Genomic DNA, 13,327 nt, shown 5'->3' with positions numbered 1-13,327 from the left:
GTGCTCGCGCGGCCCGCGCCCTGACGTCCCCCGATCAGCGGAGGGGCGCGGTCGGGCCGCCGGGGTTGTCCATCCGGGCGCGCATGACCTCGTCGGCGATCGCGGAGACCTCGTCCTCGGGCAGGCGCCGGTAGCCGTCCTCGGTGACGGCCGCGATCGTCGGGTAGATGCGCCGCGTAGGGTCGGGCCCGCCGGTGGCGGTGTCGTCGTCGGCCGCGTCGTAGAGCGCGTGGACGCACACGGTCGCGGCGTCCTCCAGCGACAGGTCGCGCCGGTACAGCTTCTTCAGCGCGCCCATGGCGTAGGGGGAGCCGGACCCGTCCGCGTGGAAGTCGCGGGCCTCCTGCGGGGCGCCGGTGATGTCGTAGGTGTAGATGCGGCCCTCGCCCGAGCCTGGGTCGTACCCGGCGAACAGCGGCACGACCGCGAGGCCCTGCATCGCCTGCGCGAGGTTGGCCTGGATGACCGCGCCCAGTCGGCGGGCCTTGCCGGGCAGCGACAGCGAGACGGTCTCCATCTTCTCGTAGTGCTCCAGCTCGACCTGGAACAACCGGACCATCTCCAGCGCCAGCCCGACCGTCCCCGCGAACGCGACGGCGGAGAACTCGTCGCCGCGCTGGACCTTGTCCAGCTCCCGGTAGGCGATGCGGTTGCCCTGGGTGGCGCGCCGGTCGCCGGCCATCATGACGCCGCCCGGGAACGTCAGCGCCAGGACGGTCGTGCCGTGCGGCAGCTCGGGGGCGTCGCCCTCCGGCAGCCGGTTGACGGGCAGCAGCTCGGGGGAGTGGAGGCGCAGGAAGTCGACGAACGACGCCGACCCCGCCTCGAAGAACTCGGGCGGTATCCCCTGGTCCTCGGTCCGGCCGATCACGGCTGCTCCTCTCCCCGCGCTGGGGCGACCCGTGGCCCCCTTGATCCTTACACGCCGATCCTTCCACGCGGCCCCGCCGAGCCGCCACTCGCACGGTTTCGCCGTGGGTGGACGCCCTCCGGATCCCCCGGATGCTCCGGGTCAGGCTTCGGGAGCCTCGACCGGTTCCTTCTGGCCCCGCGTGGCGCCGGCGCAGGCGACGATGACGCAGGCGATCGCGACCCACTGGCGCGCGCCGAGGACCTCGCCGAGGACCGCCACGCCGACGAGCGCGGCGACGGCGGGCTCCAGGCTCATCAGGATCCCGAAGACGCGCGCGGGCACCCGGCGCAGCGCCTCCAGCTCCAGCGAGTAGGGGATCACCGACGACAGGAGGCCGACGCCGAGGCCGATCAGGAGCAGCGTCGGGTCGAGGAGGGCGCCGCCGCCCGCCGCGACGCCGGCCGCGATGCCGCCCGGCAGCATGACCAGCGTCCCGATGATGCTGGCCAGGGCCAGCCCGGTGGTGCCGGGGATGCGCCGCCCGGTGGCGGCGGTCAGCAGGATGTAGGACGCCCAGCCGACCGCGGCGAGCAGCGCGAACGCGATGCCGGCGAGATCGGTGGCGCCGCCGCCCCGGGCGAGCATGACCACGCCCGCGCCGGCGAGGACGACCCACAGGGCGTCGCGGGGGCGGCGGGAGCCGGCGATCGCGACCGACAGCGGGCCGAGGAACTCGACGGTCACCGCCACGCCCAGCGGGATCCGCGCCAGGGCCTGGTAGAACGCGAAGTTCATCGCGGCGAGGGAGATCCCGTACCCGGCGACGACGGCGAGGCTCGTCCACGGGTGGTCGCGCGGCACGGTCCGCAGCGCCTTGCGGGCGACGAAGCCCAGCACGAGCGCCGAGGCCAGCAGCCGGATCGACACCACGGAGGTCGGCGGCAGCCGCTCGAACAGGTGCTTGGCCAGGCCGGCGCCGACCTGCACGGACACGATGCCGAGGAGGATCAGCGCGGGCGGCGGCACCGACCCGAGCGACAGCGGCCGCGCCGCGAGCGGGGCGCGCCCGGCCGCCCGCGACGCGCCGCCGGGCGCGTCAGCGAGCGCCACCCGTCACTCCCATCTGAAGAAGCGGGCGGCGAGGGCGAGGGCGGCGGCGGCCCACACCGCGAGGACGATCAGCGGCTGCGCGGGGAACGCGGCGCCGTCCCGCAGGACGTCGCGCAGCCCCTCGGCCAGCGCCGAGATCGGCAGCAGTTCCAGGGCGCCGCGCACCGGGCCGGGGAACTTGTCGAGGGGGAACACGACGCCGCCGACGGCCAGCAGCAGGATGTAGACGAGGTTCGCGGCGGCGAGGGTCGCCTCGGCGCGCAGCGTCCCGGCCATGAGCAGGCCCAGCCCGGAGAACGCGGCGGTGCCGAGCAGCAGCAGGACGACCACCGACGCGGGGTCGCCGTCCGGCCGCCAGCCGAGCCCGAGCGCCACCGCGCAGATCACCGCGGCCTGCACGGCCTCGACCGCCAGCACGCTGGCGGTCTTGGCGCCGATCAGCCCCGCGCGCGGCAGCGGGGTGGCGCCGAGCCGCTTGAGGACGCCGTAGCGCCGCTCGAACCCCGTCCCGATCGCCTGGCCGGTGAAGGCGGTGGACATCACCGCGAGCGCGAGGACGCCCGGCGTGAGGAAGTCGACCCGGCGGCCGCCGAGGTCCAGCAGCGACGTGGCGCTGAACAGGACGAGCAGCACCACCGGGATGATCAGCGTCAGCAGCAGCTGCTCGCCGTTGCGCAGCACGGTGCGGAACTCGTAGCCGGCCTGCGACAGCACCATCCGCGGCAGCGGCACGGCCCCCGGCGCCGGGGACAGGTCCAGCGGGGTCGTCATGAGCGCAGCTCCCGTCCGGTCAGTTCGAGGAAGACGTCCTCCAGCGTGCGGCGCTCGATGCGCAGGTCCTCGGTCATGACGCCGTGCGAGGCGCACCAGGCGGTGACGGTGGCGAGCAGCTCGGGCCGCACGTCCGCCTCGATCAGGTAGTGCCCGGCGGGCGACTCCTTGGCGGCGCTGCCGGCCGGCAGCGCGGCGAGCAGCTCGTCCAGGCCGAGGCCGGGGCGGGCGCGGAACCGCAGCTGCCGCTCGGCGCCGGTCAGCTCCTCGGGGGCGCCCTCGGCGACGACCTTGCCGTGGTCGACGATGACGACGCGGTCGGAGAGGCGCTCGGCCTCCTCCATGTAGTGGGTGGTGAGGACCACCGACACCCCGGCGGCGCGGAGCTCCTCGATGAGCTCCCAGGTGGCGTGCCTGGCCTGCGGGTCGAGGCCGGTGGTCGGCTCGTCGAGGAAGACCAGCTCGGGCCGCCCGACGATGGCCACGGCGAGGGAGAGGCGCTGCTGCTGCCCGCCGGACATGCGGCGGAACGGGGTGCGGGCGTGCTCGGTGAGGCCGAGCCGCTCCAGCAGGGCCGCCGGGTCGAGCGGCGCGGCGTGGAAGGACGCGACGAGCTTGAGGAACTCGCCGGCCCGCGCCGTCGCCGGGACGCCGCCGGACTGCGGCATCACGCCGACCCGCGGCTTGAGCGCCCGCCCGTCGGCGGCGGGGTCGAGGCCGAGGACCCGGACGGTGCCGGAGTCGGCCCGCCGGAACCCCTCGCAGATCTCGATCGTGGTGGTCTTGCCCGCGCCGTTCGGGCCGAGCAGCGCGGTCACCGCGCCGCGCGGCGCGCTGAACGACAGGCCGTCCACGGCCCTGACCGGGCCGTAGCGCTTCACGAGAGAGCGCAGCTCGACCGCGTCTTCTCGGCCGCCTCCTCCGGGGGGTGTCATGCAGACGAGTCTAGGTCCGGGGCCGGACGGCTCCGCGCGGGGTCCCGCAGCTCGGGCGGGTGAAGGCCGGGCGAAGCCCGCGGCCGGAGGCGGTCCAGTTTCGCCCGCCGGAGCGCGGGGAATTCCGGATCTGTCGCCGGGCCGTGCCCGGTGAGCTGGGGTCATGCGGCGCCGCGGCCGGGCCCCGAGGAGGTGGGGGATGCGGTTCCACGTCGATTCGGAGGCCGGCCGGCTCCGCGAGGTGCTGCTGCACCGGCCGGAGCTGTCGCTGAAGCGGCTGACCCCGTCCAACGCGGCGGAGCTGCTGTTCGACGACGTGCTCTGGGTCAGGCGGGCGGTGGAGGAGCACGAGGAGTTCGAGGACGTCCTGCGGGCGGAGGGCGTGCGCACGCACCTGCTGATCGACCTGCTGACCGAGACGATCGGGATCCCCGAGGCGCGCAAGCACATCCTGGACGCCGTCGTCGACCCGCACTGGTTCGGCCCGCTGGCCACCGACGCGATCCGCAACTGCTTCGACTCCATGGACGTGCAGGAGCTGGCCTCCTTCCTGATCGGCGGCATCACCAAGCGGGAGATCCTGGAGCGCATCTCCGCGCCCGCGTCGATCGCGTTCCACTCCATCCCCATGGACGGGTTCATCCTGCCGCCGCTGCCGAACCACCTGTTCACCCGCGACACGTCCTGCTGGATCTACGACGGCGTCTCGATCAACACGATGCGCAAGAAGGCGCGGATGCGCGAGACGGTGAACATGGAGGCGATCTACCGGTGGCATCCGCTGTTCGCCGCCGGCTACGGCCGGCCGGAGGAGGGCGGCTTCCACGTGTGGAACAGCGGGACGGCGATGGCCCCGGCGACGCTGGAGGGCGGCGACGTCCTGGTCATCGGGAACGGCGCCGTGCTGGTCGGGATGAGCGAGCGGACGCAGCCGCAGGCCGTCGAGATGCTCGCGCAGTCGCTGTTCGCCGCCGGGTCGTGCACCCGGATCGTCGCGCTGCGGATGCCGCACAAGCGGGCCTTCATGCACCTGGACACGGTGATGACGATGGTCGACCACGGCGTGTTCACCGCCTACGCGGGGATGGGCATGCTGCCGTCGCACACCGTCGAGCCCGGCGACACCGAGAAGGAACTGAAGATCACCGACCATCCGCCGGAGGACATGCACCGGGCGATCGCCGCCGCCCTCGGCCTGGACGGCATCCGGGTCCTCGTCCCGACGCAGGACGTGTTCGCCGCCGAGCGGGAGCAGTGGGACGACGGCGCGAACGTCCTCGCCGTCGCGCCCGGCGTCGTCGTCGCCTACGAGCGCAACGCGACGAGCAACAACCACCTGAGCCGGAACGGGATCGAGGTCATCACCATCCGCGGCAGCGAGCTGGGCCGGGGGAGGGGCGGCCCGCGCTGCATGACCTGCCCGCTCGTCCGGGACGCCTGACACCGCCGCCCTCGTACTCGGGAGACCGGACATGACGCTGGACCTCCGCGGCCGCAGCCTCCTCAAGGAACTCGACTTCACGCCGCGGGAGTTCGAGCACCTCATCGACCTCGCGGCCGAGCTCAAGGCCGCCAAGCGCGCCGGGACGGAGCGCCGGGCGCTGACCGGCAGGAACATCGCGCTGATCTTCGAGAAGACGTCCACCCGGACGCGCTGCGCGTTCGAGGTCGCCGCGCACGACCAGGGCGCCCACGTGTCCTACCTCGACCCGGGCGGCACGCAGATCGGCCACAAGGAGTCGATGAAGGACACCGCCCGCGTCCTCGGCCGGTTCTACGACGGCATCGAGTACCGGGGCTCCAGCCAGCGGCTCGTCGAGGAGCTCGCCGAGCACGCCGGCGTCCCGGTGTGGAACGGCCTGACCGACGAGTGGCATCCCACGCAGATGCTCGCCGACATGCTCACCATGCGCGAGCACAGCGGCAAGCCCCTCCGGGACGTCGCGTACGCGTATCTGGGCGACGCGCGCAACAACATGGGCCACTCCTATGTGGCCGCCGGCGCGCTGCTCGGCATGAGCGTGCGGATCGCCGCGCCGCGGTCGCTGTGGCCGGACGACGAGGCGGTCGTCCGGCCGTCCAGGAAGGCGGCGGCCGCGACCGGCGCGGACATCGCGCTCACCGAGGACGTCGCCGAGGCCGTGCGGGGCGCCGACTTCGTCATGACCGACGTGTGGGTGTCGATGGGCGAGCCCAAGGAGGTGTGGGACGAGCGCATAGCGCTGCTCAAGCCCTACCAGGTGAACGCCGGGGTCATGCGGGCCTCCGGCAACCCGGACGTCAAGTTCATGCATTGTCTCCCCGCATTCCACAACAGGGAGACCGCGGTGGGGGAAGAGATCTACCGCAAGACCGGCCTGGAGGCGCTGGAGGTCACCGACGAGGTGTTCGAGTCGGCCGCCTCCATCGTCTTCGACGAGGCCGAGAACAGGATGCACACGATCAAGGCGGTCATGGTCGCGACGCTCGGCCGGCCGGGCGGGTGAGGGGGAGCGGATGCGCGTCGTCGTCGCGCTCGGGGGGAACGCGCTGGTCAAACGGGGCGAGATCCCCGACGCCCGGCCGCAGCGGGCGAACGTGGACCGGGCGGTGCGCTCGCTCGCGCCGCTCGCCGAGGAGCACGAGCTGATCATCACGCACGGCAACGGCCCGCAGGTCGGGGTGCTGTCGCTGGAGAGCGTCAACGACCCGAACCTGACCCGGCCCTACCCGCTCGACACGATCGGCGCGGAGACCCAGGGCATGATCGGCTACTGGATGCTGCAGGCGCTGCAGAACGCGCTGCCCGGCCGCCAGGTCATGGCGATGATCAACCAGACGCTGGTGTCGGCGGTGGACCCGGCGTTCGAGAACCCGGCCAAGTTCGTCGGCCAGGTCTACGACCGGGAGGACGCGGAGAAGCTGGCCGCCGAGTACGGCTGGACGATCCGCCCGGACGGGGACAAGTGGCGCCGCGTCGTGCCGTCCCCGCGCCCGCAGCGAGTGATCGAGACGCGGCTGATCAGGGAGCTGGTGCGGCTCGGGACGGTCGTGGTCTGCGCGGGCGGCGGCGGCATCCCGGTGTTCCGCAACGACGTCGGCCGTCTGCAGGGCGTCGAGGCGGTGATCGACAAGGACCTCACCGCCTCCGTCCTGGCCGAGAGCATGGACGCGGACGCGCTGCTCATCCTCACCGACGTGCCGCGGGTGATGCGGAACTTCGGCACGCCCGAGCAGGAGGAGATCGTCCACACGACGCCGCACGAGCTGCGCGCCGAGGACTTCCCCGCCGGCTCGATGGGCCCCAAGGCCGAGGCGGCGGCGAGCTTCGTCGAGCGGACCGGCGACATGGCCGCGATCGGGCTGCTCGACCAGTGCGTGGAGATCCTGGCGGGCACCGCGGGGACGATCGTCACCCCCAACGCCACCTGGCCGCTGGAGAGCACCCTGTGACCACGGGGACGGCGCCGGGGGGCTTCGCCCGCAGCCTGCTGCGCACCAAGCCGGTCGACCGGATCGTCGCCGAGGGCGGGCGGGGCGAGGGCGGCGAGCTGAAGCGGTCGATGAGCCTGCTGCAGCTCACCTTCTTCAGCGTCGGCGCGACCCTCGGCACCGGCATCTTCGTCGTGCTCGGCGAGGCGGTGCCGCTGGCCGGCCCGGCGGTCGTGCTGTCGTTCGTCCTCGCCGCCGTCACCGCGCTGTTCTCGGCGCTGTCGTACGCGGAGCTGGCCGGGACGATCCCGGTGTCGGGCTCGTCCTACTCCTACGCCTACGCGACGCTCGGCGAGCTGGTCGCCTGGGTCTGCGGCTGGTGCCTGCTGCTGGAGTACGCGGTCTCGGTGTCGGCCGTCGCGGTCGGCTGGGGCTCCTACCTCAACGCGTTCTTCGACTCCGCGTTCGGGTTCGTGATCCCGGAGGCGCTCAGCAACCCGCCCGGCGACGGCGGCCTGGTCAACATCCCGGCCGTGGTCGTGGTGCTGATCGCCACGCTGCTCCTGCTGCGCGGCACGTCGGAGAGCGCCACCGCCAACACGATCATGGTGTTCCTCAAGATCGGCGTGCTGCTGTTCTTCTGCGCGGTCGCCTTCACCGCGTTCAAGGCCGGCAACCTCAGCGGGTTCGCGCCGATGGGCTGGGCCGGCATCAGCGCCGCCGGCGGCAAGGTGTTCTTCTCCTACATCGGCTTCGACGCCGCCTCCACCGCGGGCGAGGAGGCCAGGAACCCGCGCCGCGACCTGCCGCTCGCGATCGTGCTGTCGCTCGCCATCGTCACCGTCCTCTACGTGCTGGTCGGGCTCGCCGCCGTCGCCGCGATGCACTGGGAGAGGTTCGACATCAGCGGCTCGGAGGCGTCCCTGGCGGAGGTGCTGGACGTGGCGACCGGGCAGTCGTGGCCGTCGATGGTCCTCGCCCTCGGCGCCGTCATCGCCATCGCCAGCGTCGTCCTCACCGTCATGTACGGGCAGACCCGCATCCTGTTCGCGATGTCGCGGGACGGGCTCGTCCCGGACGTCTTCCAGAGGGTCAGCCCCAGCCGCCGCGTGCCCGTCGCCAACACCGTCATCGTGGCGGTGTTCATCGGGCTGCTCGCCGCGGTGATCCCGCTCGGCCGGCTCGTGGACGCCACCAGCATCGGGACGCTGTTCGCGTTCGCGCTGGTCAGCGTCGGCGTGATCGTGCTGCGCCGGACCCGGCCCGACCTGCCGCGCAGCTTCCGCACCCCGCTCTTCCCGGTCACGCCGCTGCTCGGCGTCGCGTTCTGCGTGTATCTGATGGTCGGCCTCGGCGGCGTCACCTGGGCGGTGTTCGCGCTGTGGTGCGCCGTGGGGCTGGCCGCCTACTTCCTGTACGGCCGCCGCCATTCGCGCCTGGCGGGCGAATCCGCGGGAAGGGGGACGGCGTGAACGCCTCGAACGCCGTGAACGGGAACGACACCGGCGCGCCGCGCGTGCTGGTCGGCTATTCGCCCGACGAGCGCGGCGACGACGCGCTCGCGCTGGCCGCCCTGCTCGCCCGCACGATGGACGCGCCGCTGACGGCGGCCCACGTCCATCCGCCGCCCTGGCCCACCCCCGGCCCCGGCGCGGTGGACGCCGAATGGGTCGCCTACCTCAGGGGCCAGGCCGACGAGGCGCTCCGCCGGGCCGCCGCCCGGCTCGGGGAGCTGGGCGTGCCGGAGCGCGCCGTCGACCTGCGGGTCCACGCGCACCGCAGCAGCGGGCGCGGCCTCCTCCAGGTGGCCGCGGAGGCGGGCGCCGGCCTGATCGTCGCCGGTTCCGCGCCGCGCGGGCGGCGCGGGCGGGTCGCGATCGGCAGCACCGCCGACCAGCTGCTGCACGGCTCGCCCGTCCCGGTGATGCTGGCCCCGCGCGGGTACGCGGCGCACCCGCCGAAGCGGTTCGCGCGGATGACGGTCGCGTACTGGCGGCACCGGGACGGCGAAGGGCCGCTCACGGCGGCCGCCGCGCTCGCCGACCGGCTCGGCGTGGAGCTGCGGCTGCTCACCCTCGTGCTGCGCCCGCCCGGCCTGGCGGCGAAGTTCCGCGCCCCGGGCGGCGTGCTGGACCGCCAGCTCGCCCAGGCGGAGGAGGACCTGCGCTACGCCGCCGGGATGTTCGGCGGCGGGACGCCGGTGGAGCGGCTCACCGCGGTCGGGACCGACATCGCCAAGACGCTCGGCACCGTCGATATGCTGCACGGCGAGGTCCTCGCCTGCCTGTCGAGCCGCGAGGGGCCGCTGCGCAAGGTCTTCCTCGGGGAGACCTCCGGCAAGATCGTCCGTGCCGCGCCGTGCCCGGTGCTGCTGCTGCCGCGCGGGGCGGCCGCGCCGACCGTGGGAGAGAAAGCCCAGGTTAGGTAAGCCTTACCTGCGTGAGCTACGACATCGGCGTTCCGGTGTTTTGCGGGAAGGAATTACGGCACACTGATGTTGTGAAATACGTGAGCGAGGATCAGACGACCACCGGGGCCGCCGCCGCGCGGCCGTCCGGCGCGCCGTCCGCTCCCGGTCACACCGAGCGCGACACGCGCGCGCGGGTGGCCCGGCTGATCCTCGAGCACGGCCCGGTCACGGCGTCCACGCTGGGCGAACGCGTCGGCCTCACGCCGGCCGCGATCCGCCGGCACCTGGACGCGCTGCTGGCCGAGGGCATGATCGAGGTCCGCAAGGCGCGGGTGCCGCAGACCCGGCGCGGCCGGGGGCGCCCCGCCAAGTGGTTCGCCATCACCGACGCCGGGCGCAGCGCGTTCGTGCACGCCTACGACGACCTGGCGAGCAGCGCGCTGCGGTTCCTGGCCGAGAAGGCCGGCGACCGCGCCGTCGCCGAGTTCGCCCGGCGGCAGATCGCCGACCTGGAGGAGCGGTACCGGCCCGTGGTGCAGGAGGCGCCGCCCCAGCAGCGGGTCCGCACGCTCGCCGAGGCCCTGTCGGGCGACGGCTACGCGGCCGCCGCCGCGAAGGCCCCCCAGCCGGGCGGCGGCGAGCAGCTGTGCCAGCACCACTGCCCGGTCGCGCACGTCGCCGCGGAGTTCCCGCAGCTGTGCGAGGCCGAGACCGAGGCGTTCAGCCGGCTGCTAGGCACCCCGGTGCAGCGGCTGGCCACGATCGCCCACGGCGACGGGATCTGCACCACCCACGTCAGCCCGCGCTCCCTGTGCGGGGGCGACGGGGCCGGCGATCCCGCCGCGAGCGTCGCCCCCGGCGGGGACGCGGGGGACCCGGGGGATCCCCCCGAACACACACAGATCAGTGACGAGGAGTCCGGAGGGACCTCCCTATGACTACGGCAGCCCACCCTGAGCTCGAGGGGCTCGACAGGTACAAGTTCGGCTGGGCCGACCCCGACGAGGCCGGCGCCTCGGCCCGCCGCGGCCTGAACGAGGACGTCGTCCGCGACATCTCGGCCAAGAAGAACGAGCCCGAATGGATGCTCGACCTGCGCCTCAAGGGGCTGCGGCTGTTCAACAAGAAGCCGATGCCCACCTGGGGCTCCGACCTCTCGGACATCGACTTCGACAACATCAAGTACTTCGTGCGCTCCACCGAGCAGCAGGCGTCCTCCTGGGAGGAGCTCCCGGAGGACATCAAGAACACCTACGACAAGCTCGGCATCCCCGAGGCGGAGAAGCAGCGCCTCATCGCGGGCGTCGCCGCGCAGTACGAGTCGGAGGTCGTCTACCACAAGATCCGCGAGGACCTTGAGGAGAAGGGCGTCATCTTCGTCGACACCGACACCGGCCTGCGCGAGCACCCGGAGATCTTCCAGGAGTACTTCGGCTCGGTGATCCCGGTCGGCGACAACAAGTTCGCCGCGCTGAACACCACCGTGTGGTCGGGCGGCTCGTTCGTGTACGTCCCGCCGGGCGTGCACGTGGAGATCCCGCTCCAGGCCTATTTCCGGATCAACACCGAGAACATGGGCCAGTTCGAGCGGACGCTGATCATCGCCGACGAGGGCTCCTACGTCCACTACGTCGAGGGCTGTACCGCCCCGATCTACAAGTCGGACTCGCTGCACTCGGCGGTCGTGGAGATCATCGTCAAGAAGGACGCCCGCGTCCGCTACACGACCATCCAGAACTGGTCGAACAACGTCTACAACCTGGTGACCAAGCGCGCCGTCGCCTACGAGGGCGCCACCATGGAGTGGGTCGACGGCAACATCGGCTCCAAGGTCACCATGAAGTACCCGGCCGTCTACCTGCTCGGCGAGCACGCCAAGGGCGAGACCCTCTCGATCGCGTTCGCGGGCGAGGACCAGCACCAGGACGCCGGCGCCAAGATGGTGCACGCCGCGCCCAACACCTCGTCCAGCATCATCTCCAAGTCGGTGGCGCGCGGCGGCGGCCGCACGTCCTACCGCGGGCTGGTGCAGATCCAGGAGGGCGCCGAGCACAGCAAGTCCACGGTCAAGTGCGACGCGCTGCTCGTCGACCAGATCAGCCGTTCCGACACCTACCCCTACGTCGACGTCCGCGAGGACGACGTCGAGATGGGCCACGAGGCGACCGTCTCCAAGGTGTCGGAGCAGCAGCTGTTCTACCTGATGAGCCGCGGCCTCACCGAGGACGAGGCGATGGCCATGATCGTGCGCGGGTTCGTCGAGCCCATCGCGCGCGAGCTGCCGATGGAGTACGCCCTCGAGCTGAACCGGCTCATCGAGCTGCAGATGGAAGGAGCCGTCGGCTGATGGGGCTCGACACCAAGCCTCTCTCGACGCTGCACGAGAAGGCGTCCTACGACGTCGCCGACTTCGAGGTCCCGACGGGCCGCGAGGAGGAGTGGCGGTTCACCCCGCTGCGCCGCCTCCGCGGCCTGCACAAGGGCACCGCGCAGGAGGGCGGCAAGGTGCTGCTGGAGGTCGAGGCGGCGCCCGAGGCCGCCGTCGAGACCGTCGGGCGCGACGACCCGCGCCTCGGCAGGGCCTACGTCCCCGCCGACCGGGTCAGCGCGCAGGCGTGGAACTCCTTCACCGACGCGACCGTCGTGACCGTCCCGAAGGAGGCCGTCGCCTCGGCGCCGACCGTCCTGCGGCGGCGCGGCGAGGACGCCTCGGCCGCGGCCTACGGCCACACCACCGTCGTGGTGGAGCCGTTCGCCGAGGCCACCGTCGTGTTCACGCACCGCGGCTCGGCGACCTACGCCGAGAACGTCGAGTTCGTCGTCGGCGACGGCGCCCGCCTCTCGGTGATCAGCCTGCAGGACTGGGCGGACGACGCCGTCCACGTCGCCCACCAGCACGCCCGGCTCGGCCGCGACGCCCGGTTCGTCTCGCACAACATCTCGCTCGGCGGCGACGTCGTGCGGATCTCGCCGTCCGTCGCCTACGCCGCGCCCGGCGGCGACGCCGAGCTGTACGGGGTGTACTTCGTCGACGGCGGCCAGCACCTGGAGCACCGCCTTCTCGTCGACCACGCCGTCCCGCACTGCCGCAGCCGCGTCGACTACCGCGGCGCCCTGCAGGACCAGGACGCGCACGCCGTCTGGATCGGCGACGTGATCATCCGCGCGGAGGCGGAGGGCACCGACACCTACGAGCTGAACCGCAACCTCGTCCTCACCGACGGGACGCGGGTCGACTCGGTGCCGAACCTGGAGATCCTCACCGGCGAGGTCGCCGGCGCCGGGCACGCCTCGGCGTCCGGGCGGCTGGACGACCAGCACCTGTTCTACCTGCAGGCGCGCGGCATCACCTTCGACGAGGCGCGGCGCATGGTCGTGCGGGGCTTCCTCGGTCAGCTCGTCGAGCGGATCGAGGTCCCCGAGGTCCGCGACAAGGTGCGCGAGGCCATTGAGGAAGAGCTGGACCAGGGAGCCGCCCGATGACCGAGACCGCGAAATCCGGGAACACGACCCCGCAGGAGGGGTACGTGAAGGTGTGCGCGCTCGACGAGGTCCCCGCCGACGGGGCGCTCGGCGTCGAGGTCGGCGACACGCCCATCGCCATCGTGCGCAGCGGCGAGGACGTGTACGCCGTCAACGACATCTGCACGCACGCCGAGGTCTCGCTGTCCGAGGGCGAGGTCTACGACGGCACGATCGAGTGCTGGCTGCACGGGTCCTGCTTCGACCTGCGCAGCGGCAAGCCCACCAACCCTCCGGCCACGCAGCCGGTCGCCACCTACAAGGTCAAGGTCGAGGGCGGGGACGTCTACGTCTCGCTCGGCGACGACTGACCCC

13 protein-coding genes are annotated in these 13,327 nt (G+C 72.8%); 9 read left to right on the top strand and 4 right to left on the bottom strand.

Annotated elements, in window-relative coordinates; genetic code table 11:
* Nucleotides 1–34: 34 nt before the first annotated feature.
* The 4 genes from prcB to ABTW95_RS29470 form a co-directional block, all read right to left on the bottom strand.
* Complete coding sequence (prcB, locus tag ABTW95_RS29485; RefSeq protein ID WP_396448737.1) at nucleotides 35–871, bottom strand: proteasome subunit beta; 837 nt, start codon at nucleotides 869–871, stop codon at nucleotides 35–37.
* A 141-nt stretch (nucleotides 872–1,012) separates the two neighbouring features.
* Entirely contained in the window at nucleotides 1,013–1,963 is a 951-nt protein-coding gene (locus tag ABTW95_RS29480) for an EamA family transporter (RefSeq protein WP_396448736.1), read from the bottom strand.
* A 3-nt stretch (nucleotides 1,964–1,966) separates the two neighbouring features.
* Complete coding sequence (locus ABTW95_RS29475; protein ID WP_396448735.1) at nucleotides 1,967–2,734, bottom strand: ABC transporter permease; 768 nt, start codon at nucleotides 2,732–2,734, stop codon at nucleotides 1,967–1,969.
* Nucleotides 2,731–3,669, bottom strand: coding sequence for an ABC transporter ATP-binding protein (locus ABTW95_RS29470; protein WP_500227971.1), 939 nt, complete (start codon nucleotides 3,667–3,669; stop codon nucleotides 2,731–2,733). The genes ABTW95_RS29475 and ABTW95_RS29470 overlap by 4 nt, the downstream gene beginning before the upstream one ends.
* A gap of 199 nt (nucleotides 3,670–3,868) precedes the next feature.
* Between ABTW95_RS29470 and ABTW95_RS29465 the strand changes: the two genes are divergently transcribed.
* From ABTW95_RS29465 to ABTW95_RS29425, 9 genes are all read left to right on the top strand, one after another.
* Nucleotides 3,869–5,110: an arginine deiminase gene (locus ABTW95_RS29465; RefSeq protein WP_396448733.1), complete on the top strand. Its 1,242-nt coding sequence runs from the start codon at nucleotides 3,869–3,871 to the stop codon at nucleotides 5,108–5,110.
* Between the two features lie 31 nt (nucleotides 5,111–5,141).
* Nucleotides 5,142–6,155, top strand: a complete 1,014-nt coding sequence (argF, locus tag ABTW95_RS29460) for an ornithine carbamoyltransferase (protein ID WP_396448732.1) — start codon at nucleotides 5,142–5,144, stop codon at nucleotides 6,153–6,155.
* Nucleotides 6,156–6,165: 10 nt separating this feature from the next.
* Entirely contained in the window at nucleotides 6,166–7,101 is a 936-nt protein-coding gene (gene arcC / locus ABTW95_RS29455) for a carbamate kinase (protein ID WP_396448731.1), read from the top strand.
* Complete coding sequence (locus ABTW95_RS29450; RefSeq protein WP_396448730.1) at nucleotides 7,098–8,552, top strand: amino acid permease; 1,455 nt, start codon at nucleotides 7,098–7,100, stop codon at nucleotides 8,550–8,552. The genes arcC and ABTW95_RS29450 overlap by 4 nt, the downstream gene beginning before the upstream one ends.
* The gene (locus ABTW95_RS29445) at nucleotides 8,549–9,508 is read left to right on the top strand and encodes a universal stress protein (RefSeq protein WP_500227970.1); all 960 of its coding nucleotides are present in this window, start codon (nucleotides 8,549–8,551) and stop codon (nucleotides 9,506–9,508) included. The genes ABTW95_RS29450 and ABTW95_RS29445 overlap by 4 nt, the downstream gene beginning before the upstream one ends.
* Before the next feature lie 80 nt (nucleotides 9,509–9,588).
* Nucleotides 9,589–10,428 (top strand): helix-turn-helix transcriptional regulator, encoded by an 840-nt coding sequence (locus ABTW95_RS29440; RefSeq protein ID WP_500227969.1) that lies wholly within the window; start codon nucleotides 9,589–9,591, stop codon nucleotides 10,426–10,428.
* Nucleotides 10,425–11,837: a Fe-S cluster assembly protein SufB gene (gene sufB / locus ABTW95_RS29435; protein ID WP_500227968.1), complete on the top strand. Its 1,413-nt coding sequence runs from the start codon at nucleotides 10,425–10,427 to the stop codon at nucleotides 11,835–11,837. Before ABTW95_RS29440 ends, sufB begins: the two co-directional genes overlap by 4 nt.
* The gene (gene sufD, locus ABTW95_RS29430) at nucleotides 11,837–12,973 is read left to right on the top strand and encodes a Fe-S cluster assembly protein SufD (RefSeq protein ID WP_500227967.1); all 1,137 of its coding nucleotides are present in this window, start codon (nucleotides 11,837–11,839) and stop codon (nucleotides 12,971–12,973) included. The genes sufB and sufD overlap by 1 nt, the downstream gene beginning before the upstream one ends.
* Nucleotides 12,970–13,323: a non-heme iron oxygenase ferredoxin subunit gene (locus ABTW95_RS29425; RefSeq protein ID WP_396448674.1), complete on the top strand. Its 354-nt coding sequence runs from the start codon at nucleotides 12,970–12,972 to the stop codon at nucleotides 13,321–13,323. The genes sufD and ABTW95_RS29425 overlap by 4 nt, the downstream gene beginning before the upstream one ends.
* The last annotated feature ends 4 nt before the right edge of the window (nucleotides 13,324–13,327 follow it).

The sequence above is a fragment of the Spirillospora sp. NPDC127506 genome (genome assembly GCF_040302145.1).
In the GTDB taxonomy this organism is placed as follows: Bacteria; Actinomycetota; Actinomycetes; order Streptosporangiales; family Streptosporangiaceae; genus Spirillospora.
Note: the sequence above shows the minus strand (reverse complement) of the source record. Positions and strands in the feature narration are given on the sequence as shown.